31 protein-coding genes are annotated in these 25,070 nt (G+C 60.7%); 10 read left to right on the forward strand and 21 right to left on the reverse strand.

What is annotated here, in order from left to right:
* Positions 1-2: 2 nt before the first annotated feature.
* Genes ACQ4MM_RS18765 through ACQ4MM_RS18775 form a run of 3 tightly spaced genes read right to left on the reverse strand, consistent with a single transcriptional unit; the run spans position 3 to position 919 of the window.
* Positions 3-239, reverse strand: a complete 237-nt coding sequence (locus tag ACQ4MM_RS18765) for a hypothetical protein (RefSeq protein ID WP_431478764.1) — start codon at positions 237-239, stop codon at positions 3-5.
* A gap of 48 nt (positions 240-287) precedes the next feature.
* On the reverse strand, positions 288-611 hold the full coding sequence (locus ACQ4MM_RS18770; protein ID WP_431478765.1) for a low molecular weight protein tyrosine phosphatase family protein: 324 nt from the start codon (positions 609-611) through the stop codon (positions 288-290).
* Positions 608-919 (reverse strand): hypothetical protein, encoded by a 312-nt coding sequence (locus ACQ4MM_RS18775; RefSeq protein WP_431478766.1) that lies wholly within the window; start codon positions 917-919, stop codon positions 608-610. Before ACQ4MM_RS18775 ends, ACQ4MM_RS18770 begins: the two co-directional genes overlap by 4 nt.
* Before the next feature lie 144 nt (positions 920-1,063).
* Here ACQ4MM_RS18775 and ACQ4MM_RS18780 point away from each other — a divergent pair, with 144 nt between their 5' ends.
* The 3 genes from ACQ4MM_RS18780 to ACQ4MM_RS18790 are packed head-to-tail and all read left to right on the forward strand — an operon-like array spanning position 1,064 to position 3,672.
* A complete protein-coding gene (locus ACQ4MM_RS18780; RefSeq protein ID WP_431478767.1) occupies positions 1,064-2,785 on the forward strand; it encodes a ribonucleoside triphosphate reductase in 1,722 nt (573 codons plus the stop codon).
* A 10-nt stretch (positions 2,786-2,795) separates the two neighbouring features.
* A complete protein-coding gene (gene nrdD, locus ACQ4MM_RS18785) occupies positions 2,796-2,969 on the forward strand; it encodes an anaerobic ribonucleoside-triphosphate reductase (protein ID WP_431478768.1) in 174 nt (57 codons plus the stop codon).
* Positions 2,962-3,672, forward strand: a complete 711-nt coding sequence (locus tag ACQ4MM_RS18790; protein ID WP_431478769.1) for an anaerobic ribonucleoside-triphosphate reductase activating protein — start codon at positions 2,962-2,964, stop codon at positions 3,670-3,672. The genes nrdD and ACQ4MM_RS18790 overlap by 8 nt, the downstream gene beginning before the upstream one ends.
* Here the strand turns inward: ACQ4MM_RS18790 and ACQ4MM_RS18795 are convergent.
* The 13 genes from ACQ4MM_RS18795 to ACQ4MM_RS18855 form a co-directional block, all read right to left on the reverse strand.
* A complete protein-coding gene (locus ACQ4MM_RS18795; protein WP_431478770.1) occupies positions 3,653-4,549 on the reverse strand; it encodes an alpha/beta hydrolase in 897 nt (298 codons plus the stop codon). The two genes, ACQ4MM_RS18790 and ACQ4MM_RS18795, sit on opposite strands and share 20 nt — an antisense overlap.
* A gap of 24 nt (positions 4,550-4,573) precedes the next feature.
* Entirely contained in the window at positions 4,574-4,879 is a 306-nt protein-coding gene (locus tag ACQ4MM_RS18800; protein WP_431478771.1) for an NIPSNAP family protein, read from the reverse strand.
* A 53-nt stretch (positions 4,880-4,932) separates the two neighbouring features.
* On the reverse strand, positions 4,933-5,409 hold the full coding sequence (locus tag ACQ4MM_RS18805) for a cupin domain-containing protein (RefSeq protein ID WP_431478772.1): 477 nt from the start codon (positions 5,407-5,409) through the stop codon (positions 4,933-4,935).
* A 127-nt stretch (positions 5,410-5,536) separates the two neighbouring features.
* Positions 5,537-6,031: a hypothetical protein gene (locus ACQ4MM_RS18810; protein WP_431478773.1), complete on the reverse strand. Its 495-nt coding sequence runs from the start codon at positions 6,029-6,031 to the stop codon at positions 5,537-5,539.
* An 81-nt stretch (positions 6,032-6,112) separates the two neighbouring features.
* Complete coding sequence (locus ACQ4MM_RS18815; RefSeq protein WP_431478774.1) at positions 6,113-6,565, reverse strand: nuclear transport factor 2 family protein; 453 nt, start codon at positions 6,563-6,565, stop codon at positions 6,113-6,115.
* Between the two features lie 68 nt (positions 6,566-6,633).
* Positions 6,634-6,996 (reverse strand): hypothetical protein, encoded by a 363-nt coding sequence (locus tag ACQ4MM_RS18820; protein WP_431478775.1) that lies wholly within the window; start codon positions 6,994-6,996, stop codon positions 6,634-6,636.
* A 130-nt stretch (positions 6,997-7,126) separates the two neighbouring features.
* Positions 7,127-7,549 carry a hypothetical protein gene (locus ACQ4MM_RS18825; RefSeq protein ID WP_431478776.1) on the reverse strand — a complete coding sequence of 141 codons (423 nt, stop codon included), beginning with the start codon at positions 7,547-7,549 and terminating at the stop codon, positions 7,127-7,129.
* 132 nt (positions 7,550-7,681) lie between these two features.
* Positions 7,682-7,981 carry a hypothetical protein gene (locus ACQ4MM_RS18830; protein ID WP_431478777.1) on the reverse strand — a complete coding sequence of 100 codons (300 nt, stop codon included), beginning with the start codon at positions 7,979-7,981 and terminating at the stop codon, positions 7,682-7,684.
* A 66-nt stretch (positions 7,982-8,047) separates the two neighbouring features.
* Positions 8,048-8,584, reverse strand: a complete 537-nt coding sequence (locus tag ACQ4MM_RS18835) for a hypothetical protein (RefSeq protein WP_431478778.1) — start codon at positions 8,582-8,584, stop codon at positions 8,048-8,050.
* Between the two features lie 8 nt (positions 8,585-8,592).
* Complete coding sequence (locus tag ACQ4MM_RS18840) at positions 8,593-9,162, reverse strand: hypothetical protein (protein WP_431478779.1); 570 nt, start codon at positions 9,160-9,162, stop codon at positions 8,593-8,595.
* Positions 9,163-9,219: 57 nt separating this feature from the next.
* Positions 9,220-9,726, reverse strand: coding sequence for a DUF4240 domain-containing protein (locus ACQ4MM_RS18845; protein ID WP_431478780.1), 507 nt, complete (start codon positions 9,724-9,726; stop codon positions 9,220-9,222).
* Between the two features lie 120 nt (positions 9,727-9,846).
* Positions 9,847-10,665 (reverse strand): sugar phosphate isomerase/epimerase family protein, encoded by an 819-nt coding sequence (locus ACQ4MM_RS18850; protein WP_431478781.1) that lies wholly within the window; start codon positions 10,663-10,665, stop codon positions 9,847-9,849.
* Positions 10,662-11,501 (reverse strand): phytanoyl-CoA dioxygenase family protein, encoded by an 840-nt coding sequence (locus tag ACQ4MM_RS18855; protein ID WP_431478782.1) that lies wholly within the window; start codon positions 11,499-11,501, stop codon positions 10,662-10,664. Before ACQ4MM_RS18855 ends, ACQ4MM_RS18850 begins: the two co-directional genes overlap by 4 nt.
* Positions 11,502-11,587: 86 nt before the next feature.
* Here ACQ4MM_RS18855 and ACQ4MM_RS18860 point away from each other — a divergent pair, with 86 nt between their 5' ends.
* Positions 11,588-12,541 carry a LysR substrate-binding domain-containing protein gene (locus ACQ4MM_RS18860; RefSeq protein ID WP_431478783.1) on the forward strand — a complete coding sequence of 318 codons (954 nt, stop codon included), beginning with the start codon at positions 11,588-11,590 and terminating at the stop codon, positions 12,539-12,541.
* Positions 12,542-12,548: 7 nt separating this feature from the next.
* Positions 12,549-13,724 carry a DUF418 domain-containing protein gene (locus ACQ4MM_RS18865; RefSeq protein WP_431478784.1) on the forward strand — a complete coding sequence of 392 codons (1,176 nt, stop codon included), beginning with the start codon at positions 12,549-12,551 and terminating at the stop codon, positions 13,722-13,724.
* On the opposite strand, the gene ACQ4MM_RS18870 is transcribed toward ACQ4MM_RS18865, so the two are convergent.
* A complete protein-coding gene (locus tag ACQ4MM_RS18870) occupies positions 13,691-14,719 on the reverse strand; it encodes a hypothetical protein (RefSeq protein WP_431478785.1) in 1,029 nt (342 codons plus the stop codon). The two genes, ACQ4MM_RS18865 and ACQ4MM_RS18870, sit on opposite strands and share 34 nt — an antisense overlap.
* Positions 14,720-14,828: 109 nt before the next feature.
* Between ACQ4MM_RS18870 and ACQ4MM_RS18875 the strand changes: the two genes are divergently transcribed.
* Both ACQ4MM_RS18875 and ACQ4MM_RS18880 read left to right on the forward strand, forming a co-directional pair.
* The gene (locus ACQ4MM_RS18875; RefSeq protein WP_431478786.1) at positions 14,829-15,284 is read left to right on the forward strand and encodes a hypothetical protein; all 456 of its coding nucleotides are present in this window, start codon (positions 14,829-14,831) and stop codon (positions 15,282-15,284) included.
* 92 nt (positions 15,285-15,376) lie between these two features.
* Positions 15,377-15,622, forward strand: coding sequence for a hypothetical protein (locus ACQ4MM_RS18880; protein ID WP_431478787.1), 246 nt, complete (start codon positions 15,377-15,379; stop codon positions 15,620-15,622).
* Here ACQ4MM_RS18880 and ACQ4MM_RS18885 read toward each other — a convergent pair.
* Positions 15,606-16,244 (reverse strand): hypothetical protein, encoded by a 639-nt coding sequence (locus ACQ4MM_RS18885; RefSeq protein WP_431478788.1) that lies wholly within the window; start codon positions 16,242-16,244, stop codon positions 15,606-15,608. The genes ACQ4MM_RS18880 and ACQ4MM_RS18885 overlap by 17 nt on opposite strands.
* A 51-nt stretch (positions 16,245-16,295) precedes the next feature.
* Here ACQ4MM_RS18885 and ACQ4MM_RS18890 point away from each other — a divergent pair, with 51 nt between their 5' ends.
* Positions 16,296-16,619, forward strand: a complete 324-nt coding sequence (locus ACQ4MM_RS18890) for a hypothetical protein (RefSeq protein ID WP_431478789.1) — start codon at positions 16,296-16,298, stop codon at positions 16,617-16,619.
* On the opposite strand, the gene ACQ4MM_RS18895 is transcribed toward ACQ4MM_RS18890, so the two are convergent.
* On the reverse strand, positions 16,616-18,688 hold the full coding sequence (locus ACQ4MM_RS18895; RefSeq protein WP_431478790.1) for a GGDEF domain-containing protein: 2,073 nt from the start codon (positions 18,686-18,688) through the stop codon (positions 16,616-16,618). The two genes, ACQ4MM_RS18890 and ACQ4MM_RS18895, sit on opposite strands and share 4 nt — an antisense overlap.
* 278 nt (positions 18,689-18,966) lie before the next feature.
* Between ACQ4MM_RS18895 and ACQ4MM_RS18900 the strand changes: the two genes are divergently transcribed.
* Entirely contained in the window at positions 18,967-19,842 is an 876-nt protein-coding gene (locus ACQ4MM_RS18900) for an ABC transporter ATP-binding protein (protein ID WP_431478791.1), read from the forward strand.
* Entirely contained in the window at positions 19,839-21,392 is a 1,554-nt protein-coding gene (locus tag ACQ4MM_RS18905) for a hypothetical protein (RefSeq protein WP_431478792.1), read from the forward strand. Before ACQ4MM_RS18900 ends, ACQ4MM_RS18905 begins: the two co-directional genes overlap by 4 nt.
* Here ACQ4MM_RS18905 and ACQ4MM_RS18910 read toward each other — a convergent pair.
* Together ACQ4MM_RS18910 and ACQ4MM_RS18915 are read right to left on the reverse strand one after the other, a co-directional pair.
* The gene (locus ACQ4MM_RS18910; protein WP_431478793.1) at positions 21,389-23,275 is read right to left on the reverse strand and encodes a methyl-accepting chemotaxis protein; all 1,887 of its coding nucleotides are present in this window, start codon (positions 23,273-23,275) and stop codon (positions 21,389-21,391) included. The two genes, ACQ4MM_RS18905 and ACQ4MM_RS18910, sit on opposite strands and share 4 nt — an antisense overlap.
* Before the next feature lie 78 nt (positions 23,276-23,353).
* Positions 23,354-25,012 carry an ABC transporter ATP-binding protein gene (locus ACQ4MM_RS18915; protein ID WP_431479053.1) on the reverse strand — a complete coding sequence of 553 codons (1,659 nt, stop codon included), beginning with the start codon at positions 25,010-25,012 and terminating at the stop codon, positions 23,354-23,356.
* Positions 25,013-25,070 lie beyond the last annotated feature (58 nt).

Here is a 25,070-nt window from a genome sequence, read left to right on the forward strand (position 1 = left end):
AGTCAGGGGCGCAAGTCTTCCACTATTTTCAAGGCGGCGCGTTCCGCCTCGGCCTCGGCGGCATGCTGATCCAATAAAGTGAGGTCCGCCGACACGCGCCGCTTTGGGTAGATGTGGGTCATATGCATCGGGTTGGCGGAAGGGGCGAAGATGGAAACGTAGGCGCCCCATTGCTTGGTACCTTCCAACAGTTCGCCGGTGAACTCGATCTCGTAACCATCAACGCTTCTGGTGGGCATCGTCAGTCTCCGCGTGGCGAGTTAGGCATTTGCAAAATGCGATCAGGATCAGCGCAGGAACTTGCCGGCTTTGATTTCCAGAAGCTGGACCAGTTCGGCCTGCATGTATTCGTAATCGTCAGGTATATCGAGGCAGATCACGCGCTTCCCGTTCAGGTGCGTCCTGAAATTCCTGGAAAGGCGGTTGCGATGGGTCTTCTCCATCACGAAGATGATGTTCGCCCACGCTATCTGCTCGGTCGACAGCGGTACGTCGGCATCATTGCCCAGGCCCGCTGAATCGGTCTCCACCTCCGGCCAACTGGCAAATACGTGTTCCGCGGTCGGGCTGCGCAGGCGGTTTTGTGTGCAAATGAAAAGTGCTCGTTTCATGGGTTCCGGTTGGTGATGAGATGGTTATACATTTCTTGCGTGTCCTGGAATGCTCCGTCTACCTCGTCAAGCTGCCATTCAGATGGCTTCACTTCATAGACTTCGTATGCATACTGAAGCGCTTCCTGAAGACTCGTAAAGAAATTGTCACCTTCTACCTTTTTGCGATAGAAATTGAAGTGTCGGACAAGCAAACACCCATCCTCGACCCCGCCCGTCGTGGTACACGGAACAATCTCTAATCGGTCCAGCTCTATTTGCGCAAGACCAGCAATGGGCCTTGGCTGGACAGTTGAAATCAATCGCATTGGAATATCTTGAATCGCTTATGGCGCGAATCTTATCAAATTTAAACTAGGTCAAGGAAATCAAAAAACGCTGCTGCTCGGTCGTTGTTCACTATATTTAGTGTGTAATATTCAAATCAACACAACATGTAGTTTGGTGAGACAATGAATCCGACCCGCAAGACCACCGTGGACGTAGAGTCCTCGATAAACGAGTACCTCCAACAACTCGACTGGCGCGTGAACGCCAACGCCAACCAGGGCTACTCGCTGGGCGGCATGATCCTCAACATCTCAGGCAAGATGGTCGCCAACTACTGGCTCGATCACGTCTACCCGCGCGAGGTCGGCGAGGCGCACCGCAATGCCGATATCCACATCCACGACCTCGACATGCTGGCAGGTTACTGCGCTGGCTGGTCGTTGCGAACTTTGTTGAACGAAGGCTTGAACGGGGTGCCGGGAAAAGTTGAATCGGGCCCGCCGAAACACCTGTCCAGCGCCGCCGGCCAGATTGTGAACTTCCTCGGTACTTTGCAGAACGAGTGGGCCGGCGCGCAGGCATTCAGTTCCTTCGATACCTATATGGCGCCTTACGTCCGCAAGGATAAGCTGGAATTCGAGCAGGTACTGCAAACCATGCAGGAGCTGGTCTACAACCTGAACGTCCCTTCGCGCTGGGGCACGCAAACACCATTCACCAATCTGACCTTCGACTGGACCTGCCCGGAAGACCTGCAGCAGCAAGTGCCGGTGATCGCCGGCGAAGAAATGCCCTTCACCTACGGCGATCTGCAAGCCGAGATGGATATGATCAACCGCGCCTATATCGAGGTAATGATGCGCGGCGACGCCAAGGGCCGCGCCTTCACCTTTCCGATCCCGACGTACAACATCACGCCGGATTTCGACTGGCATAGTCCGAATGCAGAATTGTTGTTCGAGATGACGGCCCGCTACGGCCTGCCGTATTTCCAGAACTTCCTGAATTCGGAACTGAAGCCGAACATGATCCGCTCCATGTGCTGCCGCCTGCAGCTTGACCTGCGCGAGCTGCTCAAGCGCGGCAATGGCCTGTTCGGTTCGGCCGAGCAAACCGGATCGCTCGGCGTGGTCACGCTGAATTGCGCCCGTCTCGGCTACCTGTTTGCCGGCGACGAGGCAGCGCTGCTGTCCCGTGTGGACGAATTGCTTGAACTGGGCAAGACCAGCCTTGAGATCAAGCGCCAGGTCATCCAACGCCTGATGGATGGCGGCCTGTTCCCCTATACCAAACGTTATCTCGGTACGCTGCGCAACCACTTCTCGACGCTCGGCGTGAACGGTATCAACGAAATGATCCGCAACTTCAGTGGCGACAAGGAGGACATCACGACCGAGGCCGGCGCCGCGCTTGCGTTGCGACTGCTTGATCACGTCCGTGCACGGATGCTGGAATTCCAGGAAGAGACAGGGCATATGTACAACCTGGAGGCGACTCCGGCCGAAGGCACCACCTACCGTTTCGCCAAAGAGGACCGTGCCCGCATGCCGTTGATCCTCCAGGCGGGAACGAAGGAGATGCCGTACTACACCAATTCCTCGCAGCTTCCGGTCGGCTTTACGGACGACCCGTTCGAAGCGCTGGAACACCAGGACGAACTGCAAAGGAAGTACACCGGCGGCACCGTACTGCATCTGTACATGACCGAACAGGTATCGAGTGCCGATGCGTGCCGTCGCCTTGTGCAACGTGCCCTGACACGTTTCCGCCTGCCATACATCACCGTCACGCCGACGTTTTCGATATGCCCGAAACACGGCTACCTGAGTGGCAAGCACGAATTCTGTCCGAAATGCGATGAGGACATCATTGCGCGCAAGGCGCGCGAACTTTCACTTAACTGAGGAGATATGCATGACAGCTAAACAACCAGCCCAGGAAATCACGCTCACCAACGCCGAGCGCCAGCCTTGCGAAATCTGGACGCGCGTAATGGGCTACCATCGACCGTACTCGTCTTTCAATGTCGGAAAAAAAGGCGAATTCAATGAACGTACCTATTTCGTCGAGCACCAGAAGAATGGCTGAAAGGGAGCTCAAGGTCGGCGGCTACGCAAAGTTCACGTCGACCGATTATCCTGGCGAGCTGGCAGCCGTGGTATTCGTCCAGGGCTGTCCATGGCGCTGCGGCTACTGCCACAACCCGCATTTGCAGCCTCGGGACGGTGAGCCAGCGATTGCATGGCGTGATTTGCTTTCGTTCCTCGCCGGCAGGGCAGGTCTACTTGATGCCGTTGTATTCTCCGGTGGCGAACCAACCATCGACCCGGCGTTGGAAAATTCCATGCGCAGCGTAAAAGCGCTGGGCTTCAAAGTGGGTCTGCACACGGCAGGCATTTACCCTGAGCGCTTGAAGCAGGTATTGCCGCTGGTCGACTGGGTCGGTCTGGATATCAAGACCTCATTTGACGCCTACGACGAAATTACGGGCGCCAGCGGAAGCGCGCAAGCGTCACGCGCCGCCGCCCGCCTGGTCATTGAAAGCGGCGTGCCATACGAATTCAGGACCACAGTCCATCCCGCACTGACCACGCGCCGGCACATTTCGGCGTTGACGCGGCAGATTGCCGATATGGGCTGCGACACGTATGCACTGCAGGACTTCCGTTCAGTGGGTTGCCGCGCGCAAGACCTGATCGATTCTTCCAGCGAGGGCGCGCTGGACAGCGAGCTGGTTGGACAGGTGAAGTCGAGATTTCGCCGCTTCGCGCTCAGGCGGGCGGACGGCTAATACACTTCTTTGCCACTGCCTCACGCAATATGATCCCTGCCATGTCCACGGCGTGCCTGCCTTCTGCAAGCTCCTGGAGGTAGTTCGGCCAGAAGTGGAACATCTTCGGCCATATCTCCAGCCGCACCGGGATATCCGCAAGCGTCGCGGTGCGGGCGAGTGCGATGGAGTCATCCAGCAAGGCCTCGGTCGCACCGACGAAGATTGTGAGCGGGGCGATCTCGCGCAGGTCGGCGAATACGGGTGAGGCGAGGGGAATGTTCCTCGGACTGTTGCCCATGTACTGTGCTGCCAGGAACGTCATGAGTTCCCGGTTCAGCACTGGATCGCGTTCAGCATTGCGGGTGTAGCTGTCCGCAGAGATGCTCATATCGGTCCAGGGCGAGAAGAGGACAACGCCTGCTGGCTGCGGCAAGCCAAGCTCCCGCAAGCGCACCAGCATGGCGACCGCCAGGCCGCCTCCAGCGCTATCGCCTGCAACGACAACCTGCCGGCTGCAGTCCAGCAGATATTCATACCCGTTGATTGCATCTTCCAAGGCATGAGGGAAGGGATATTCGGGGGCGCGCCGGTAATCAAGGGCAAGTGTCTTCATTTCCGCAGCGCGGCCCAACTCGCTGACAAGGTGACGATGACTTGCGAGGGAGCCCCAAACGAAACCTCCTCCGTGCAGGTAGAGAATGGCGCCGTCGTCGCGCGCGGCAGGCGTGGAGGTCCATTCGGCCGGGATCCCATTCGCAATGACCGGCGTGACCTGAACATCGGCCGCAGTTGGGTAACGCTCAGCCAGCGCATCGCACGCTGAACGACGCTGGTCAATGGTGAGGATTGATGGCCGCGCACGTAACATCGCTTCCAGTTGATCAAGCTCGCTCATTTGCCGCCACCTCGTGCTGACGATTTATGCGAAAACGGGGCGGAAAAAGCTTCTTTCGTAGCTAAGGAAGCAGCGCGTTTCCTCTGCATACTTGAATGCTGCCTGGCACTCAGGGTCGTCAAAAGACTTGATGCGGTATTCCTCATACTTCGCCAGGCTTGGGAACGAAAACATCGCTAAGGCGATATCGCTCGCGCCCTCGGATGGCAAGAAGTAACCGTGGTGCGTGCCGCCAAATTTCTCAACCAGCGGAATCCAGATTTTCCCGTAATGTTCAAATTCCTTGAGCTTGTACGGGTCGATAATGTAGCGCAGATAGCAGGTGACCATGGTCTTCTTTCGGAGTGGTGACGGCGCCTGGCATAAGTCCTGGCCAGGAATTTTTACGGGGCCCATTCTTTGTCGGGGCTCTCAGTCGTTTGGCCTGACGAATCGGTCCAAATATCGTCAGGTTGCGACCGGTCCCGGTGCAGTACCCGGTCGTGATCCGGGTAAGTGATGCGATCGGTTTGCGCTCGAGTTCCAACAATCATGCACTGGACTGGCGACTGGCTCCTGTTCCAAAGATAATGGCCAACAGGATCGCCGTGTGGGAATGTCGCCGCGTCGCCCTGGCCCAGGACGGATTCAGTCTCACCTTCGACGACAGTCACTTCGCCATCGAGGACGTACACCAGCTCATCCTCCGATTGGTGCCAGTGTTTGATTGACGACCGTGTGCCTGGCATGAGGACATGGATAAATGCACCAAACTGAGACAGTCTTCCGGGTTCGCTGATCCACTCCTCGCGATTCAGCACTTCGGGCGACGAAGTCTCACTAGTCTCGACCAGCCTCTGTGAGGCGCGAATTATCGGCATGTATGCTTCTCCAATTTAGTTGGTGCGCAGCGTCCCTTTGCGCGAAAGCTCGATAATAACCTTGCTCCAGTGATGAAGGCGTCAGACTAACGGTTTAGACGCCGGCTAGTACCGAGTCAAGGTCAAATTAGCAGCTTGCGCGCCGCAGTTTCCGCAAAAGCATGAGCGCTATGCCGAATGCTCCAGCGAGAACGCACGACCAGTGCAAGATATCGAGAGGGATGGTCCTCAAAAGCAGGTTCGAATCGCTGAACGGGGCAAAGGGCCTGATATCCGAATGCATGATGCTGTCGAATACGATGTGCGTGAAGCTTCCAAATGCAGCTCCGATAGTCACGCTGACCGTGCTCAGTTCTCGCCAACCAAACAGATTCGGTAGCCGGACTCGATTGGCAACGGCGCGCGCTGCGATAAACAGAGCGACGGTCAGGAAAACAATCAGCGTCGCCCCGATGTAGGTATGGAAGAAGCGATGCAGCGGAAATTGCTCGGTGCGCATGTAATAGAGCGGCTCTACGTCCATCAGGACGTTTGCGGCGCAAAAGGCGATGAAGCTGACCCGCTTCGGTGCGATTGCGTGAATTGCGGCCCCCGGGCCAAAGTGGAATGGAGTGATCGGCATTGAAGAGGGATCAGTGCGTTATCCGGCCCAGCGAAGAGTGGCTACTGCATCGTGTGTCCAGTAAATGCATCGGATTTTGGCTCACGAGATGATGGGATTTGCCATCGCTTCCACTGTGCCTTTGGCCGCAATGCGGTGCAGGGTTCGTTCCAATGCGGCGGTATCGGGATAGATGCGGACGCTGGTAACGCGGCCCCAGCGAATCTCGATCAGGTTTACGCCTTCTGCGGTGGTTTTGACTCCGTCAGTGCCATTGTTTGTCTCGGTCCAGATCGCCTCGACTTGCGTATGCCATGGCCAGCCTGAAACCCTTACCTCGTGAAGAGTGAAGTTAATCCCTTGCAGCAGGCGCAGCAGCCGTTCGTACCAGGCGCGGATCGCTTCCGGTGTGCGGCGGGTTCCTGACAGGGCATGCGTTCCGACGAAGTAGTGCGTGGCGTTTGGCGCCAGTTCGTCGGTCACGGCCTCGATTCGGCCCGCGCTGAGGCCCACGAAAACCTGCGTGATCTTGCGGCGTACGATAGCGTGATACATCTGGCTCCTCCTTAAATAGACTCGTCAAGCGCGGCGTTTTAGATTGGGCGTCGGCGCCCACGAGCTAATCATGGCGATCCTACCCATAAAAGGACGCCGACGGCAAAGAAAACGATCCAGGACAGATGCCGGCCGCGGGTGAAGTAAAGTGGGAATAGGCCGGAGATCAGGGCGACTATGCTAAAGACTCGAAGGATCAATGCAGCATCTGGAGTTTGTCCTGATACCAGGAAGACGATGGCTGCAATGCCCCACCAAACCAAAGTGAGAAGGTGCCAGACAAATCTCAAGGTGCCCGTGGTGAAGTCAGTTCCGCCGAATAGTTTGGGCAGGTTATCGCGCTTGAAGAGGCGAATGAGGATGTAGCGCTCGCCAAGATATGAGTGAGCGACACCAGTGAGGAAAAGCAGCAATGCGGCGATGGTCAGCATTTATGGATGTACCGTGATTGTCAGCCTGTTGATGTCTGCTAAGGTTGGGACGTCCATCCGGGCCAGGCTGGGTGGACCGATGCGCCAGCCAAGATTATCTGCAACCTCGCGTTCAATCCTGTGAACAGTTTCATGGTTGGGATGCAGCTGCGATGGCTGTTTCAAAGATCCGCTTCCGTCGAGCGATGAAGAATACAACAGCGCTTCCGAACAAAAATGCCCAGAGCTTCTTTTCAAATAGCACCAGGACAAGCGCTATAGGCCCATCAATGAACGCTGCTGTGAGAAGAACGAATACTGCGCTCGCAAGCAGGTGAAGGTAAGGTGCTGCAGACAAGCGCCGTCCTGCCCACACTGTCAGCAGCGCACCGGCAACTCCGAAGAGAAATGAAAACAGCAGGATTAACAGGCCCAAGTCCAATACCGGGCCGTCATCGGTATATAGCGCGGCGTCAAGATAAAGGGCCGGCAGCACAGATCCAAACAGCCACACCGCGCCGGACAAGGCGCCGATGACAAATATGAGCCCCATCTTCAGCTTCATATTTTTCATGTTCAGCCTAGTGAAGGTATCGGCCCCACAACATACCAAAGGATGTATGGCGCTGCTGCCACTAGTGCCGCTATTGCTGCTGCGATGAAAAGAAGTCGTCGAAATATCATGGTGAGTCGGGGTTAATTTGTCTTAATTGCTGGTCCACATTGGTTGGCCATGCCTGGGGATTCCAGCTACGAGTAGATGCTGGTGCCTGCGGCAGAACAGCTCCTGGTACCAGCCGTAGTGGGGATCATTGCAAATGGAAGCTTCAATGATTTCCGGCAGTGCGTTTTGTGGTGTGGTGAGGTCTTTTGCCAAATGGGCGAAGACCGAGCCTCGATTCGGCCAATCAGTCACTGTCGGCGGTTCGGTCAATGAGTTGCCATTGGCAAGCTCCTTCTTGAGGATCGCTGCCAGGTCTTCACAGAATAGTGTCGTGTATTTCAATTTCTTCCCTTAGCACTGAATGCCAACGTTTGTCGCCCTTCGGTAAGCCAGCCATTTTTTCTGTCTTCATATGACCACCACTTTGCGGTCTGGCAGTATCGCTAAGGGCCAATTGCCTTGGCAGTAGATTTGTACTAGCTTGCACCAGAATCCTTCTTTCCCCAACAGGGCCTCAGCGGCCGCCATACGGCATGCGTATCGCCCACCGGAAAGAGCTGCCAAGGTGAGGTCGTTGCCACCGCTTTTCAGGGCCGGAACATCGCCGCAGGAACGTTGGGATTGAACCGCAATCTTGAACGCCGCGATTTTCGCCGCCACGAGTTTAGATGCTAGTCCCCTCTCATTTGCTTCTGTTGTTAAGGCTGTACCGTAAATCGGGTCGGGCTCATCGTTCGATGTCGGAAGCCAGGACATCTTTGAGTAAGGGAAGCCGGGATCTCCAGGGTGTCCGACGCCGAACTCTCTTTCCCTGGCAGACGAAATAAATCCCCTCCAGTCGGCCAAGTCCTTGATTGGTACAACGAAATCACTCCCCTCAGCTTCACCTAGGCGCGTGAACCATTGAGCCGATGCGATGGCGTCCAGGAGTTTGCCAGAATCCATCGGGCCACCTAGTATTCTGGCCGGCGAACCACCTCACCGGGCCTGGCTGCGGGCACGCCGAGTCCGGACGAAACCGAACGGAGCAGCGCTTCGAATGAACGATTCATGGACTGGTCGTAGCCGGCCGGATTAGCGGGGAGATGTGGCCATGCGAGGCGCAGCCCAACGACGACATCTGCGAAGGGTTTCTTCGCATCGATGATGGTATATGCCACCCCTTGCTGGTTAGCCTCCTGGGTGTAGACGGTCCAGCCTTCGAGCGTGCTTACGGACGGTGGCAGCTTGCCGTATTGCTTACCTACGAGAGAAGCTGCCGCTTGTCCGCGCTCTGTCTCAATATGGAACAGGCTGAGCGCGACATTGCTGGAATGCGGCGTCCCTTCGTCAGCGGGATTCGCGACCTGAAAAGCAGCAACCGAAACAGGCGGCTTGGTCTGCATGGCCATCACCGCCCACTGGTCGGGAACGGCGAACCGCACATATCCCTTCGCGGTAGCAATGGTGAATTCGGCGGCGGACGCTAGCGAAGTTATCGATAGAAATGCGAAAGCGGCGAGAGGCTTAAGCAAGAGATTCAAGGGTCCCATCCTCAGAACCCGATGCCTCGATGCCTGCGCCAAGGCTGCCTGGCCCCATCAGCCGAACCTTTCCGTCAGCTCAGGGAATCTGGCATCCAACTCTTCCTCTTCCCATGGCTTACCTGCGACTTCTTGCTCATTTGGCAGGTCGTGCGCAGGGAAGTCATCGTGTGATTTACCGGTCATTTCTTCCCAGACCTGAGATGCGATGTACTGGTAACCTTCAACCTGGCACTCGCCGTCGTGGTCCTCCACGAACCCCGCAAGCGAATCGGCGTTGGACAATGCTGCTTCGTATACTTTCTCGCCGCGGGAAATCAGCCAGCCCCTGAAATCCATGAAGCCGTCGTCAGAGCATCCGCCACCAATGATGTAGGCGGCACCCCACAGGTCCCAGTGGTAAGCGCGGGCATGGTAGGCGCTCAGGTGGTAATCGAAGGAGACGACTTCGTCTGGTGAGATTTCGCTCAGGAGCTCACCCAGCGTCTCAAGCTGCTCGTATGGATCGCCGCCGGCAGCTTCGCGCGATTTGTCGATGATGCTCCAAAATCCTGCTTGATCCATTCCTGTTCTCCGTGTGTCAAGGAAATATTGCGAAAATGCAATTGGCAGTATGACACTGAACGGAAAAAAGAAAAAGGGCATGGATCATCATGCCCTTTGGCTGCGAAGCAGGGATCAGCGTTACATGCAGTAGCGCTGGCGCAACAGGCCAAGCATCGCCACATTCTGGTCCCATGCATTGCTGACCGGCTGGCCGGTGTAAGGCAGGGTGAAGGTGTACGGGGCAGGTCCGAATTCAGGAGTGAGCGTCATGCGTTCGGCGCCGTCGTTGCGGCGCAGTTCGATGATGCGGTCCCACCACGCAAGGTGCGCTTTCAGTGCATCGGCATTTTCCGGCGCGCGGAAGTCTGCCACTTGCGGGCCTTGCTGGTGACCGATACGGGCGTGGATATGGCGCACGCGCGGCAGTACTTTGGCCAGCATCAGTTCCTGGTCTTCCAACAGCGATTCGCAGGCTACGCACCAGTGCGAGAGGTCTGCGTTCAGGTGCAGTTGCGGCAGGCGATCGAGGTAGGGTAGCAGCAGCATTGGGTGTCCGCTGAAGCGGCTGCGGTGGATCTCGTGCACTACCGCCACGCCGTGTTCTTTCGAGATGTCGGCGGCGAGTGCGATCAGTTCTTCGTTTTGCTTCGGGGTGTACCAGTCCTTGCCGGTGTGCGAATTGACCAGCACCGGTTGCACTTCGCAGGCGTTGCGCAGCAGTTCACCGAGCGCCTGTTTGTGCGCTTCGAAGTCGCTATGGAACACTGTCTCCCATTGGGCGACAATCAAATCCAGCCCGGCGTTGGCGATCTTGTAGACCCAGTTGTCGCGCTGTGCGCGGTCCAGCGGCAGCGACATTTCGATGCCGTCGAAGCCGGCTTCCTTCACCTTGGCGATGAAGACGTCAGGCGGCAGGTCGTTGCTGCCCCAGTGTGGCGCGAAGATGCTGATTTTCACAGGAAGCCTCGCACCGGGAAGGATGCGCCGCGCTGGATCCAGTTGCGCTTGGAATATTCGGTGCGGCCGTCCGTCACGTGCAAGGTGTAAGCGTGGCGCGAAACGGGGGAGCGGTTCGGTGCGCTGTAGTGCGGCAGCAAGCCGTGGAAGCAAACCAGGGAGCCAGCCTTGCATTCGAGCGGCACGGCGGTGGCGTCGGTTGGCCACGGCGTGTTGTCCAATTTTTCCACGCGCACCTGGTCGCCTTCGCGGATGAAGCGTTCGCGCAGCGGTGAGCGATGGCCGCCCGGTTCCGCCCACATGCAGCCGTTTTCCAGCGTGGCGTCTTCCAGTGCGAACCAGAAGGTGGTGACGCTGATCGGGGTGGTGTCGAAGTAGGTCGCATCCTGGTGCCAGCGTACTTCGCCGCCGATGCCGGGCTGCTTGAAGATGTACATCGATTGCCAGACCTGCGGTTCGGCCAGGCCGATATCGCGGGCGATCTGCTCCAGGCGCGCATCGGCTGTGAAGGCGCGGAATGCCGGGTCCAGGTCGTGCATGGCGTGGCCGATCTTGTTGATCGACAGTTCCTTGGCCTGTTTCAGCTGGCCGTCCGGGCCGAAGGCTTCTTCTTCAAAGAAGCAGCGCATGGTGTTGTCCGAGCCGAGGAAGTAGTCGTCGGCTTTCTTCTCCTGTTCCTTGGTGGTGAAGATGCCTTGCGCGACCGCCGGGTCGAAGTCGTTCACGACTTGCGCGGCGCGGGCGCGCAGTGCGGCGATCTCTTCTGCGCTCTTGAAACCGGGGATGACAATGAAGCCATCCTTGGCATATTGGGCTTTCTGGGCGTCGTTCAGCATGTGGAGCTCCTTTTCTTAACTTAAGTCATTGTAGGGAAGCCATTGGATGCGAACAATGCGCAAACGGTTGACACATTGTCTCCAAAATGGAGACAATCGCTGGCATGGACCAGCTCAAGGCAATGGAAATATTCGTGGAAGTGGCGCGCCAGCGCAGCTTCAGCGGCGCAGCGCGCCGGCTGGGCATGACGCGCGCGATGGTGAGCAAGCACGTGATCGCGCTGGAGGAGCGGCTCAATGCGCGCCTGCTGCATCGCTCCACGCGGGATGTGAGCCTGACCGATGCGGGGCAGGCCTATCTTGAGCCTTGCGCCTTGGCGGTGTTGCAGGCGCAGGAAGCGGCGCGGTTGGTCACGCATGCCGGCATCGAGCTGGCAGGGCCGCTGCGCATACAGGCGCCGTCCAGTTTCGGCAGCGAATGGCTGGCCGATGCGGTGGCGCGATTCAGCCTGCCGCATCCTCAGCTGTCGCCGCTGCTGCACGTGGATGATGCGCTGCTCGACCCGATCGAGCATGGCTTCGACCTGACCATCCGTGTCGGCGGTATTCCGGACAGCCGTGCATTGGCGATTCGGCCCCTGGCCCCTTGCCGTGGCGTGCTGTGCGCCTCGCCGGCTTACCTGGCGCGGGCAGGACGGCCGGAAGTGCCGGAGGATTTGCATCGCCACCAGTGCCTGCATTTCAGCCACCTGACCGGCGGCATCGCTTGGCACTTTGCACGCGGCGAGGAGCTGGCCACAGTGCGGGTGACGCCGGCTTTCACCGCCAATAACGGCATGGTATTGCAGCACGCGGCCCTGCGTGGACTGGGCATCGTTTACACGACAACCTTCCTGGCCTGGCGCGACATGATCGAAGGGCGGCTGGTGCCGGTGCTGACGGATTGGGAGCTGCCCCTGAACCATTTGAGCGCCCTGTACCCGGCTACGCGCCAGCTTTCGCCGAAGGTGAGGGCGCTGATCGATTTCCTGGTGGCGGAATACCAGCCCGCGCCTCCTTGGGACAAGGCCTTGGCCGATGCGGGATTGCTAAATATATAATCGAGGGATGAACCAGTCGCGCTTACTCAATGTAGATGCCCTGCGCGGCTTTGCGCTGCTCGGTATCCTGGCCGTCAATATCTGGCTGTTTGCCGATCCTTATTTTGCGTCCGGCATAAACAACCCGCGCTATGCGGGTGCGCTCGATATCGCGGTGCGTTTCGTGGTCGCGCTGCTGTTCGAGACCAAGTTCTACCTGCTGTTCTCTTTCCTGTTTGGCTACAGCTTTACCTTGCAGATGGCGGCAGCCGAACGCGCAGGCGCTGCGTTCCGTCCGCGCATGCTGCGCCGCTCGGCGGGGCTGGTGGCGCTGGGCGTGCTGCATGGCTGCCTGCTGTTCTACGGCGACATCCTGCACTTGTATGGTTTGCTGTGCTTCCTGCTCCTGGCTTTGTACAACAGGCAGCGGCGCGCGATAGAAGTTGCAGCGGTGCTTCTGCTGCTGGCTGCCTTGGTGCTGGCGGCGCTCGGCGCTGTCGTCCTGCTGGCAGGCGAGGGCGCGCCCGACCTGAAGCCTGTATTCGCCAAGCTGGCAGCCTTCCATGGCGATGCGCGCAGCACGCGGGCTTATGTCATCGGCGAGTTCCCGTCCACGGTGGCGCTGCTGCTGTTTGGCCAGGGGCCGAGCGCGTTTGCCATGTTCCTGCTTGGGATGGCGGCCGGACGCGAGCAATTGTTCGCCAAGGTCGATGCGCTGCGTGCCTGGCTGCCGCGCATCCTGCGGCTCGGCATCTTGGGCGTCTTTGGCGCAGTGCTGTATGCGCTGGCCTCCGAGATCGCTCCCGGCGGAGCGGTGATCATCTTCGCCACGGCGCTGAGCGTGCTGACCGCACCTTTCCTGACCGCGGCCTATGTTGCAGGGCTGCTGATGTTGTTCGACAGCCGCCATGGCGCGCGCGTGATCGCTGCCCTGGCGCCCATGGGCAAGTTCGCCTTGAGTAATTACCTGATGCAATCGCTGGTCATGGCCTGCCTGTTCACCGGCTACGGCATGCGCCTGTGCGACGAACTTCCTCCCATCGCCGTACTAGCGCTGGCAGCAGCTATCTATCTCACGCAAATGGCGCTCAGCGCATGGTGGCTCAAGCACCACAGCTACGGCCCGGCCGAATGGCTGCTGCGCGCCATCACCAACTGGCAGTGGCTGCCTCAGGAAGCGGGAACCCAGCCACCGTCGCGGTAGACCTGGTCATCGTCGAGGTAGACCGCGTCGGTCTGGACGAACACGTCGACGTGGAAGCGGGCGTCTTTGCGCTTGAACTGCGGCTTCTGGTACTGGCCGTGCTTGGCGCCCAGCGAGAGGTGGATGCCGCACATGCGCTCGTAGGTGCCGATATCGTCGACCGTGCGTTCGCGCGAGAAGGCGCGGTTCATGCCGAAGCCGAGTTCGCGCACCCATACTTCGCCTTCATGCGCGCGGATGATCGCCAGCATATTGTCGAATTCCGGCGTGCTGTTTTCGGCGCCGACCACGCGGCCCTTTTCCACGATCATGGTGATCGGGGTGGCCGGGCGGTTGACGTGGAAGGTGGTGTCGCCGAACACAAAGACCTTGGCGCGGCCGTTTACCGCTTCCAGGTCCTGCGCTTCGGTGAACACTTCGCCGATCGGGAACAAGCCGCCGACATTCTTCATGGCGCCATAGTCGCCGATATTCAGCTTGGCTTCTTCAAACGGGGAAGCGAACACCAGGCGCTCGCCGCCGCTTTCCACCACGCCCGACTGCGCCCGTTTGATGCGCGCCTTCAAGGCATGGCCTACGCCGCGGTAGTACGCCGGGTCATAGGCCAGCGCGTCGATATAGACAAGACCTTGCTGATCCGGCATGCGTGACAAATGCATATGCTCCATCACTTTCAGGCCGCGCTTGAACAGCTCCATGCGGATGCGGTATTCGTTCAGGCGGAAGCTGGTGGTCTGCACCAGCACCACCAGGTCGCCCGCCTGTAGTTGCTCGAAAGCCGCAAGCACCTCATCGGGCTGCACCGTGTCGAAGTCGATGAAACGGCCCTCGGGCAGGGCGGCGCGATAGGCTTCGGCCAGCACCTGGGACAGCGGGCTGCGGTGGTCGAAGACCACTAAAGCCTGCTGTGGCGCGGCATATTCGATGGCGTGGGCAAGCAGGTCGCGGACATTGCCGGCTGCCAAATCGCGGGCGGCAGGTGGAAAAGCTGTCATTATCAGGCTATAAAGAGGATGAGGCATGCGCATTATACGGCGCGCCGCCGCTTGAACCGGGAAAGGGCGCGAGGTAGAATCGGATGAATATAGCCGGGGGGAAACATCAATGGGTGTACAGTTTGGCCAGGACTTGCCGCTACAGCGGCCCGATGAAGCGGATAGCCGTGCGGCCATCTTCGTCCCTACTACCACCATCAAGGAAGACATCCTGACCGCCATCCGCAAGGGCGCGGCAGTCGTCGGTTTCGGCAATCACGACCACACTTTGACCATCTATTACGAAAGCAACCGCTTCAACGAGCCCACCCTGGCCAAGTGGGAGCAGAAGGCGCGCAAGGCTTACGACCGCCTGCGCGACAATCTTCCCACCACGTCCAAGATGGTGTGCAAGCTGGATAACTTCGAGCAGATTGGTTACATCAGCAACAAGGGCATCACCATCCGCCGTCGTGCCAGCCTGGATCGCTGGCTGGAGTTCTCGGACGCCCAGGATTCTGCACCGGAAGGCGATGACGTCGCCTTTGCGCCGCCCGCGCCGCCCAAAAAGATCGTCGCCGATTAAGACTCAGTGCTACCATCAGCCCAAAGCCGATAATCGGACCACGATGCGGAGGGCAGATGCAGGTAAGCTGGTTAGCTGCAGGCGGCGCATTCATGTTGGTGTTGCTGGCATTCAACGTCATTCGGCGCGCCTTTATGCGCCATGTGCAAGAGCGGGGAACTGAAATTTCGGCTGCCGACACCGCCGGCTGGCTGTTGTTCTTCGGGCTGGCCTTCCTGGCCGCCGCCGTGCTCGGGGTGCTGAACCTTTCCAAATTCCTCAACCTGGCTTTTTGCAGCACCTTGCTGGTATTCGGCGTCGCCGCACTGGTCGGCGCCTTCGTCATTGGTCGCCGTTAGCATCGTCCTGCCATGCGACGGGAATGCTGCGGATCTCGTTGCCGTTCCACGCCGTGACCAGCCCTTCCACACGCTTGCCATCGACCTTCAATGCTGCCACATGGTAGCGGTAGTCCGGCCCGAACTGGCGTTCGGCCGCGCGCCGCGCCCGTTCCGCGGCTTCGCCATGCAGCATCAGGGCCAGCGTGCTGCACACCATCAGCGACAGTGCGGCGCCGCTGGCAGCAGCCAATCCGATATGGCGCGGCTTGTGTCCGGCGGCGCGGCGCGCCGCCAGGACAGCTGGCGCGCTGAGCGTGCGGTACAGCCAGTGCAGCAGCACCAGCCAGGTCGCGCTGGTGACCAGGGAGGGCAGGACGCGCGGTTGCAGCTTGAGCTGGGTCAGGGTCAGGTCGACCGGCTGCATCAGGGGCCAGGCCAGCATCATCACGCCAAGGGCGCACAAGCCGAACACCGCGATCCAGCGCACCAGCGACGCCACGTGCAGGCTGCCGTATAGCAAGCCGACCCCGGCTGCTGCGCCGAGCAGGAACAGGCCGGACCGGATGGCCAGCAGGTCGCAGGTGCCCAGCACCACCAGCACCGTGCCCGCCCGCTTAAGGATGGGAATGTGCGCGTCCATTGGAGTATTCTAGCGTAACATTTTCGATACGCTCGATGGAAAGGAGACACCATGAAAGGCATGATTGCCGTGCTGTTTGCAACACTTGCGCTGGCCCTGGGCGCTTGCCAGAAACCTGAAGACAAGCGCCTCGGCCCGGCGGAGCAGGCCGGCCGCGAAATCGACAAAGCCGCCAGCGTAGCGGGCGAAAAGCTGGACCAGGCAGCTAGCAAGGCTGAAGAAAAGCTGGGCCAGGCCGGCGAGAAACTGGACCAGGCCGCGCAGCAAGCTGGCGAAAAGCTGAACAAGGCGACCGAAAAGCTCGGCGAAAAAGTCGAGCAGGCCGGCAAGGAAATACAGGATTCGGCCCGCGAGGCGCGCAAGGAAAAGAACTAGTTTCCGGACTTGCTCTTGAGCGGCACCACATTGGAAGGCGGCGGCTCGTCGGGCATGCCGCCCAATACCAGCGTCAGGTCGACAAAGCCGGCGCGCCAGGCCTGCTCCAGGTTCTGCTCGATAGCTTCCATCGAGGTCTGCTCGAAGTTGCTGAAGCCGCGCACGCCGTAGGCGCGGTTGCGGCCATGCGCCTTGGCCAGGTAGAGCGCCATATCGACCAGGTTGACCGCGCGTTCCCAAGGCAGCGGCAAGCCGCCCGGCGCCAGCGGGAACGGGGCAAAGCCGACCGATACGTTCACGTGGATCATGTGGTCCTGGAACGGCACCGGCTGCGACGAGATGCAGTTCAGGATGCGGCGCGCGATTTCGTCCACGCCGTTCCGGGGGATGGCTGGCAGGAAGGCCAGGAATTCTTCGCCGCCCCAGCGCACGATCATGTCGGTTTCGCGCAGTGCGATGCGCAGGCTTTCCGCAATCATTTTCAGCACCGCATCGCCGGCGGCATGGCCGTAGGTGTCGTTGACGTGCTTGAAGTGGTCGACGTCGAGCAGGAACAGGGCGCCCACAATGTCTTCGCCGTTGACGCCGCGCCGTTCCACCTGGTTATGCGTGCGCATGTAGTCCTGGAAGTGGCGGCGGTTGTACAGCGAGGTGAGCGGATCGCGCGAACTTTGCGCCTTCAACTCCAGGTTCTTTACCTCAAGCTGGGCATTGGCCTGGCGCACCTTGCGATACAGCAGGCCGACGATCACCGAAGCCAGGGCGAATACGACCGCCAGCAGCCACCAGATGCGCTGCTGCAGGCGGCGCGCAGTCAGTTCCGCGCCCTTGGCCTGGTTTTCATGCGACAGCTGTTCGATCTGGCGCTTCTTCTTTTCGGTGTCGTACTTTTCCTGCAGTTCCCACATGGTTTTCTTGCGCTGCGCTTCGAACAGTTCGTTCGAAATCTGGCGCTCGCGGTGGTAGGCTGCCACTGCCCCCTGGTAGTCGCCCACGCGCTCCAGCGCTTCGCCGTACTCGGTCAACAGGGCTTGCAGCTCGGGCTTGTCGCCGGTTTTCTCGTAATAGGCCATGCCCAGCGCAAAGGACTTCTTGCCCTCGGCGACCTTGTTGATCCCCATATAGGCCTGGCCGGCATTGATGCGCGCCGTGGCTTCGTTGGCATCGTCGCTCGCAGCGCGTGCCGCGGCCGATGCTTCGTTGGCGAAGCGCAGCGCGCTCGGGAAGTCGTGCAGCTTGAGGTTGATGTCGGACAGGTTCACCAGCGTAGTGGCGATCATGCGCTTGGCGCCGAGCTTGCGGGTCAGCTCAAGGTTGGCCAACAGGGCGCGCATGCCGCGCTTGTATTGTTGGGTATCGACCGCCAGGCCGTATTCGGTATTGTTGGCAATTGCCATGCGGCCCGGTGAATCCAGGCTCTCCGATACTTCGAAGGTTTCGCCCAGCGTTTCCCACGCCTTCTCGTACTCGCGCACCTGGGTGTAGAACAGGGTGAGGGCATTGAGCGCACTGGCCAGCGGCACCTTGTCGTTCTCCACCTTTTGCGCCAGCTCCACGGCCGACTGCAGGCGAACCAGGGCCACCGGGTAGTTGCCCTGCTCGGCGTAGCTTTGGCCGGAGGTGATGGTGGACTGCACGCGCAGCACCAGGTCGTTGGTGGTGCTGGCCAGCTGTTCCGCCTCGAATGCCAGTTCGTGCGATACCTGCCGCTCGTTCATCGCCGAACGTACATAGGCCTTGGTCAGCAAGCCTTTGGCGATGATGATCTTGTTGTCCTGCGCGCGCCCGAAGTCATACAGTTCTTCGGCCAGCGCCAGCGCCACGTCCTGCTTGCCGAGGCTGCGGTGGGTCAGGCTGAGCTGGGCCAGGAATTCGGCACGGGTCAGGGGTGGGGCGGAACGTGCCACAGGCTCCATCTGCTGCAACTGGACCAGGGCTTTTTCGGGAACGAAGCGTACCACTTCACGGATCTGCGCGATGTCGTTGTCGAGGGGCGACTGGGCAAACGCAAGGCAGGGCGCAAGCAGGCAGGCGCCAGCCAGCGTACGGAGGCGCTTGGTAATCGTCAAAACCGGAAAGCCTGGCAACTTGGGTCCTTGGGGTCGCATGAGCAGCGTGTGCGGTCGATTATATGCCTGTTGCAAGCGGGAAATCCGCAAGATCACTCACTATTTTCATGATAGACGCCTTAACTGTGGGGAAAATACAAGTGGAAATTCCACTTGTGAAATTAGTTGCAGAAAATTCCACTCGGCCATCCATTTCAACCGTTCGTCGCAATGCCCGTGCAGCGCCAGTGGGGGCCGGATAAAGTCCGCTTCATTCACTTACTTGAGGCGAAAACAACATGCTCGAACTACGCAATGTCAGCAAGGCTTTCCGCGACCTGAAAGCGGTGGACGACGTTTCCCTGAAACTTGGTAGCGGCGTAGTCGGTCTAGTTGGTCACAACGGGGCCGGCAAGACTACCTTGATGCAGCTGGTCGCCACCTTGTCGCGTCCGACTGCCGGCAGCATCCTGTTCGACGGCAAGGACATTGTGCGCAATCCCGATGCGATGCGGCGCCGCCTTGGCTTCCTGCCGCAGGAGTTTGGCGTTTATCCGAACCTGACGGCGCTTGAGTGCATGCAGTATTTCGCGGCGCTGAAAGGGGTGCGCGATCCGGCCCGCATACGCCACCTGCTGGAACTGGTGAACCTGTCCGAGCATGCGCGGCGGCCGGCTGCCTCATTCTCGGGCGGCATGCGGCGCCGTTTAGGGATTGCGCAGGCGCTGCTGAATGATCCCGACATCCTGATCGTGGATGAACCGACAGCAGGGCTGGACCCGGAAGAGCGCTTGCGCTTCCGCCGGCTGTTGTCCGAACTGGGCTTTGGCAAGCTGGTGATCGTGTCGACCCATATCGTGCCGGACGTGGAGAGCATCGCCAGCCAGCTGGCCATCATGCGCAAGGGCCGCCTGCTGGCGCTGGAAACGCCGGACGCCATCCTGCAGCGGGCGCGCGGCCAGGTGTGGCAGGCCAGTGTCGATGCGGACGAATACGATGCGCTGCGCAGCCGCTTCCACGTATTGCAGGCGCAGCGCCAGGGTTCGCAAGTGCAGTTGCGCGTGGCGCATCCCGGGCAACCGATGGCAGGCGCGCTGGCGGTCGAGCCTAGCCTGGAAGAGGCGCTGATGGAGCAGCGTTACGCCTTGTCGGAACCGGTAGCGGAGGCTGCATGAACGCGCTGGCCGTGCGCGTGATCGCGCTCAACGAAGTGCGCCTGCGGTTGCGCCGGCTGTCCACGCTGGTGGCGCTGCTGGCGCTGATGGCCCTGTGCTGGCTTGCGATTGCCGATCCTGCCGATGGCATCACGATGATGGTGATCGATCACAAGCGAGTGCTTTACACCAGCCAGGCGCTGGCCTTCGGCAGCGCGCATATCGCCGGCATGCTGCTTGGATTGGGCGGCTTCTACCTGGTGCGTGGGCGCGTGGCGGACGACCTGCAAAGCGGCATGGGTGCCGTGATCGGCGCGACAGGCGCCAGCAATGCCTTGCTGGTATTCGGACGTTGGCTGGGCGGCGTGGCCTACCTCATGCTGTTCGTGCTGGCTTACCTGGGTTCCACGCTGGCGCTGCACGCTATGCGCGGCGAGGGGCCGATCGAGATCCTGGTCTATTTGCAGACCTATGTGCTGATGCTGCTGCCGATCATCAGCTACGCGGCCGCTTGCGCGGTCCTGTTCGACAATATCGGGCCTCTGGTCGGCAAGCGCGGCGACGTGCTGTTCTTCTTCCTGTGGTGCATGCAGTTCGGCGCACTGGTTGGCGTGGCCGAGAGCCCGGGCGTGCTGTGGCCGATGTTCCTCGACTTTTCCGGACTGTCGGTGGCCGTGACGACCCTGCGTGAACACTTCGAAACGACTTACTTCGCCTTGGGACGGCATGCTTTCGATCCGTCCGGACCCACTGTAATCATCCCGGCATCCTTATGGAACCCGAAAGCGTGGGCGATCAGGGCGGTCACCCTGGCGTTGTCGTTCCTGCTGTTGGCGCCGGCTGCGCTTTTCTTCCACCGCTATTCGCCGGACCGGGTAAGGCCACGCTCAGCGCGCGGCAACCGGCTGCTGGCACTGACTGACCGCGCTTTGCGCCCGGTAGCGGTGGCGGTGCGGCCTTTGCCGGGCCTGGCGATGCGCGTGCCGGGCTTTGCGGGGGAAGTGCTGGCGGAGGTGGCACTGGTACTGTCGATGTCGCCTTCCACGGCGCTGCTGCTGGCTGCGGGCACGGTGGCGTCGGCCGTGGTGGCGCCCGAGGTGCTGCCGGGCGTGATGACGGTCGGCGTCGCCGGATGGGGAGTGATGGTGTGCGGCATCGCGCCGCGCGACTGGCAGAACGGGGCCGATGCCATGACCGGCGCGCTGCCGGGCGGCGTGGTGCGGCGCTACCTGCGGCAATGGAGCGCCAGCGTGCTGCTCGCCCTGCCGCTGGTCATGGTGGCCTTGCGCTGGTCGCTGGATGCGCCGGTGCGCGCTGCTGCGGCACTTGGCGGCATACTGGCACTGGCGTCAGCGGCCAGCCTGCTGGGCGGCCTGACGCGTGGGGCACGGCTGTTCCTGGTGCTGTTCCTGTTCACATGGTATATCGCGCTCAATGCACCGAAGGAGGCGGCGCTGGACCTGGTTGGCTTCAATGGCTCCGCCAACGTGGCTTCGGCGGCTGCATGGGTGTTGGCAGGCTGCCTGGCGTGGGCAGCAGGCTTCGTCCATAGCCGCTGGCGCCGGGCTTAAAACTCTTCCCAGTCGTCGCCGGCAGGGGCGGCATTGCGTGCCGAGGCTGTGGGGCGCGCTGCCGCCGCTGCCGCTTCTGTCGCGTGCGAGGCCTGGCGCTGGGGTGATGCGGTGCGGGGCGCTCGGGAGGCCGGCAGACGCGGCGGCGTGCCACTCGCTGCGGCGACCTTGGCACGTGCGGCCGCGGGCCGCATGACAGGGGAAGTGGCAGCGCCGCCACCCTTGAGGCGGAAGATGCTGACCGCCTGGGCCAGGGCCTGCGCCTGTTCCTGCAGGCTTTCCGCCGCAGCCGCCGCCTGCTCGACCAGGGCGGCATTCTGCTGCGTCATGGTATCCATCTGCCCGATCGCCTGGTTCACTTCACCGATGCCGCTGCCCTGTTGCTGGCTGGCGCTGGTAATTTCGCCCATGATGCCGGCCACTTTGTGCACCGAGGCGACGATGCGCTGCATGGTGTCGCCCGCCGCATCGACCAGGCGTCCGCCTTCCTCGACCCGCGACACTGAAGCGCCGATCAGTTCCTTGATTTCCTTTGCCGCCGCCGCGCTGCGCTGCGCCAGGTTGCGTACCTCCGACGCCACCACGGCAAAGCCGCGTCCTTGCTCGCCGGCGCGCGCCGCCTCGACCGCCGCGTTCAGCGCAAGGATATTGGTCTGGAACGCAATGCCGTCGATCACGCCGATGATGTCGCTGATGCGCGACGAACTGTCCTTGATCGCGCCCATGGTCGCCACCACCTGCGATACCACCTCGCCGCCTTGCTCCGCAACGTGCGCGGCGTCAGCCGCCAGCTGGTTGGCCTGTTGCGCGTTGCTGGCGTTCTGCTGCACGGTATCGGTCAGGTTTTCCATCGCGCTGGCGGTTTCCTCCAGTGAAGAAGCCTGCGTTTCGGTGCGCGCCGACAGGTCGGCATTCCCGGTGGCGATCTCGCTGGTGGCCACCGTCATCTGGTCGGTGCTGCTGCGGATGTTGCCGATCATGTCCGCCAGGCCCTTGTTGATGTGTTCCATCGCATGCAGCAGCTGGCCGATCTCGTCGCTGCGGCTGGTATCGATAGCGCGGCTCAGGTCACCGCCCGCGATACACTCCGCGGTATCGATCGCCTGCTGCAGGCCGGAGCGGATATAGCGGTAGGCGAACAGCAGGCAAGCCACGGCCGCAATGACCGACATGGCTTGCAAGGCCTGCGCCAGCAACTGCGCCCTGTCGAACGCTGCGCTGGCGCTTGCCACCTCGGCGCTGGTACGTTCGTCCAGCAGGGCCAGGAACTCGTTCACGGGCTGCATGATCTTTGCCTTGTTCTGGTGGTATGCCTTGTCGTGCATGATGCGGCGCGCCATATCGGGGTCGGGCGGTCCTTCCTTTGTAAAGCCACCCTTGCCGTCGTCGAACTTGCCCTTGACCGCATTCATCGCGATCACTTCGGTGCGAACCAGTTCGTTGGAATTGGCTTCCGCTTCTTTCAGCTTGGCGAATTCCTGGCCGGTAAAGCCGGCGCGCTTCATCAGCTCCGACAGGGCGATAGTCTGGCCGGATGAGGGCGGCACTGGCGCACCTGCGGCGACGAAGTCCCAGTAGATGCGTTCATAGTTTTTGGGGCGCGGCTTCTGGCCGTTGCGGATGGCCAGGATGTCCATGTATTGCTGCTCGTAAGCCCCTTCGCCCGACACCACATAGGTGCGCGCCAGGCGTGTCAGGTCGTCCGAACTTTGCCGCAGTTCATCGGCCAGCAGGTAGGACTGGTAACGCGAGTCCGCCGCCTGCTTCGCTTCCGTCTCCTTGCTGGAGACGCGCAGCAGGGCCAGCATGGTCAGAGTTGCCAACACCACCGTAACGGCGAAGAACGCAAGGAAGATGCGTTTGATGGATAGACTTTTTTTCATGGCATGGTCCCCCCTGTGGAGAACAGCATACCTCGACTACCAATCGACTAGTAATACTTTTCGTGCGGAAACAAGAAGTCAGGCGGCAAGCTGTTGCAGGAGATAGAGGCGCTGGTACAAGCCATTGTCAATTTGCATAAGTTCTTCGTGCGGCCCCTGTTCCACGATACGTCCATGATTCAGCACGACGATGCGGTCTGCTGCGCGGATAGTGGACAGGCGGTGCGCGATGGCGATGATGGTGACCTGGCCGCGCAACTCGTTCAGCGCCACCTGCACGATCTGCTCGGTGTGCGAATCGATGCGCGAGGTGGCCTCATCGAGCAGCAGGATGCGCGGCTTGCCCGCCAGCGCACGCGCAATGGCAACCAGCTGCTTCTGGCCGGAAGACAGGCGCGAGCCGCCTTCGCCCAGCATGGTGTCGTAGCCGTCTTCCATCGCCATGATGAAAGCGTGGCAGTGCGCGGCGCGCGCCGCGGTTTCAATCTCCTGCTGCGACAGGCCGCGGCCCATGTCGATATTCTCGCGCGCGGAAGCGGCAAGCAGGAAGGGATCTTGCGGCACCAGGCCTACATCGGCGCGGAATTGCTCGTTATCGATTTCGTCCAGCAGCATGCCGTTCATGCGGATGCTGCCGTGCGGGGCAGGGTAGTAGCGCAGCAGGAGCGACAGCAGGGTCGACTTGCCGCTGCCGGTGTGGCCGACGATGCCGAAGAAGGCGCCTTGCGGGATCTCCAGCGACAGCTGGTGCAGCACGCGCTGGCCTTCGATGTACTCAAAGTCGAGGGCGCGGATATCGATGGCCGCGGCGCCCTCGTCGTTGGCGGCATGCCGCGTATGCGTGCCGGCGCCCGCACGATGCTCCGGCGCGCTTTGTTCGCCGAGCAGGATCGCCACGCGCGATGTCGCCACCACCGATTGCTGCAACTGGCTGAATTGCATGGTGATCTGGATCAGCGGCTCGATCACGCGTGCGACGTAGTTGATGAAGGCGTACAGCACGCCCACTTCCACTGCGCTCATGTCGCGCTGGCCGAACATGTAGATGACGGACGCCAGCAGCAGGACGTTCAGCATGTCCAGCGCTGGGCGCAGCAGCCAGGCGTTGGCGCGGATTTCGGCCAGACGCTGGGTGTAGTGTTCCGCATTGGTGCCGGCGAAGCGTTCGCCGAAGCGCTGTTCCGCATTATTCGCCTGCAGCACCGTCATGCCGCCGATCGATTCGGCGATCTGCGCGTTGATGTCGCTGCGCAGTTGGCGCGCCCGCGTAACAGCCGGGGCGCTCAGGCGCTGGTAGGCCCACACGATCACCAGCACGAACGGCAGCAGCGCGACCACGATGGTCATCAGGCGCCAGTCCAGCCAGGCCATGGCGGCCACGGTGCCGACCAGCACGATGGTGCTGTCCAGGATGACGAACAGCACCTGGATGTACAGGCCCTTCACCGCTTCGGTGTCGTTGGTCACGCGCGACACCAGTTGGCCGGTGATGGCGCGGTCGAAGAAAGCCATCGGCAGCCGCAGCACGTGGCTGTAGACCCGCTCGCGCAGCCGCTGGACCGAGCGCATGGCCACACCGGACAGGCGCACCAGTTGCCGATAACGCACCCAGGTGGCGATCCAGCCGGTCAGCAGCACGCCGCCTAGCAACAAGGCCATGCGGATCCATTCAAGGTGCCGTGGCAGCAGGTGTTCGTCGATCAAGCGCTTGCCCAGCAATGGGCCCAGCACCTCCATGCCGGCCGCAAAGACCAGCCACAGTACGGCCCAGCCCAGGTGGTGCCGGTCCGGACTG

Source organism: Massilia eburnea, from assembly GCF_050709955.1.
In the GTDB taxonomy this organism is placed as follows: domain Bacteria; phylum Pseudomonadota; class Gammaproteobacteria; order Burkholderiales; family Burkholderiaceae_D; genus Rugamonas; species Rugamonas eburnea_A.

Bases quoted from the DNA above. Each gene is read 5' to 3' on its own strand.
- ACQ4MM_RS18765 (WP_431478764.1), bottom strand. From the start codon at position 239: ATGCCCACCAGAAGCGTTGATGGTTACGAGATCGAGTTCACCGGCGAA.
- ACQ4MM_RS18770 (WP_431478765.1), bottom strand. From the start codon at position 611: ATGAAACGAGCACTTTTCATTTGCACACAAAACCGCCTGCGCAGCCCG.
- ACQ4MM_RS18775 (WP_431478766.1), bottom strand. From the start codon at position 919: ATGCGATTGATTTCAACTGTCCAGCCAAGGCCCATTGCTGGTCTTGCG.
- ACQ4MM_RS18780 (WP_431478767.1), top strand. From the start codon at position 1,064: ATGAATCCGACCCGCAAGACCACCGTGGACGTAGAGTCCTCGATAAAC.
- nrdD (WP_431478768.1), top strand. From the start codon at position 2,796: ATGACAGCTAAACAACCAGCCCAGGAAATCACGCTCACCAACGCCGAG.
- ACQ4MM_RS18790 (WP_431478769.1), top strand. From the start codon at position 2,962: ATGGCTGAAAGGGAGCTCAAGGTCGGCGGCTACGCAAAGTTCACGTCG.
- ACQ4MM_RS18795 (WP_431478770.1), bottom strand. From the start codon at position 4,549: ATGAGCGAGCTTGATCAACTGGAAGCGATGTTACGTGCGCGGCCATCA.
- ACQ4MM_RS18800 (WP_431478771.1), bottom strand. From the start codon at position 4,879: ATGGTCACCTGCTATCTGCGCTACATTATCGACCCGTACAAGCTCAAG.
- ACQ4MM_RS18805 (WP_431478772.1), bottom strand. From the start codon at position 5,409: ATGCCGATAATTCGCGCCTCACAGAGGCTGGTCGAGACTAGTGAGACT.
- ACQ4MM_RS18810 (WP_431478773.1), bottom strand. From the start codon at position 6,031: ATGCCGATCACTCCATTCCACTTTGGCCCGGGGGCCGCAATTCACGCA.
- ACQ4MM_RS18815 (WP_431478774.1), bottom strand. From the start codon at position 6,565: ATGTATCACGCTATCGTACGCCGCAAGATCACGCAGGTTTTCGTGGGC.
- ACQ4MM_RS18820 (WP_431478775.1), bottom strand. From the start codon at position 6,996: ATGCTGACCATCGCCGCATTGCTGCTTTTCCTCACTGGTGTCGCTCAC.
- ACQ4MM_RS18825 (WP_431478776.1), bottom strand. From the start codon at position 7,549: ATGAAAAATATGAAGCTGAAGATGGGGCTCATATTTGTCATCGGCGCC.
- ACQ4MM_RS18835 (WP_431478778.1), bottom strand. From the start codon at position 8,584: ATGGATTCTGGCAAACTCCTGGACGCCATCGCATCGGCTCAATGGTTC.
- ACQ4MM_RS18845 (WP_431478780.1), bottom strand. From the start codon at position 9,726: ATGGATCAAGCAGGATTTTGGAGCATCATCGACAAATCGCGCGAAGCT.
- ACQ4MM_RS18855 (WP_431478782.1), bottom strand. From the start codon at position 11,501: ATGCTGAACGACGCCCAGAAAGCCCAATATGCCAAGGATGGCTTCATT.
- ACQ4MM_RS18860 (WP_431478783.1), top strand. From the start codon at position 11,588: ATGGAGACAATCGCTGGCATGGACCAGCTCAAGGCAATGGAAATATTC.
- ACQ4MM_RS18865 (WP_431478784.1), top strand. From the start codon at position 12,549: ATGAACCAGTCGCGCTTACTCAATGTAGATGCCCTGCGCGGCTTTGCG.
- ACQ4MM_RS18870 (WP_431478785.1), bottom strand. From the start codon at position 14,719: ATGACAGCTTTTCCACCTGCCGCCCGCGATTTGGCAGCCGGCAATGTC.
- ACQ4MM_RS18875 (WP_431478786.1), top strand. From the start codon at position 14,829: ATGGGTGTACAGTTTGGCCAGGACTTGCCGCTACAGCGGCCCGATGAA.
- ACQ4MM_RS18880 (WP_431478787.1), top strand. From the start codon at position 15,377: ATGTTGGTGTTGCTGGCATTCAACGTCATTCGGCGCGCCTTTATGCGC.
- ACQ4MM_RS18885 (WP_431478788.1), bottom strand. From the start codon at position 16,244: ATGGACGCGCACATTCCCATCCTTAAGCGGGCGGGCACGGTGCTGGTG.
- ACQ4MM_RS18890 (WP_431478789.1), top strand. From the start codon at position 16,296: ATGAAAGGCATGATTGCCGTGCTGTTTGCAACACTTGCGCTGGCCCTG.
- ACQ4MM_RS18900 (WP_431478791.1), top strand. From the start codon at position 18,967: ATGCTCGAACTACGCAATGTCAGCAAGGCTTTCCGCGACCTGAAAGCG.
- ACQ4MM_RS18905 (WP_431478792.1), top strand. From the start codon at position 19,839: ATGAACGCGCTGGCCGTGCGCGTGATCGCGCTCAACGAAGTGCGCCTG.
- ACQ4MM_RS18910 (WP_431478793.1), bottom strand. From the start codon at position 23,275: ATGAAAAAAAGTCTATCCATCAAACGCATCTTCCTTGCGTTCTTCGCC.
- ACQ4MM_RS18915 (WP_431479053.1), bottom strand. From the start codon at position 25,012: ATGGAGGTGCTGGGCCCATTGCTGGGCAAGCGCTTGATCGACGAACAC.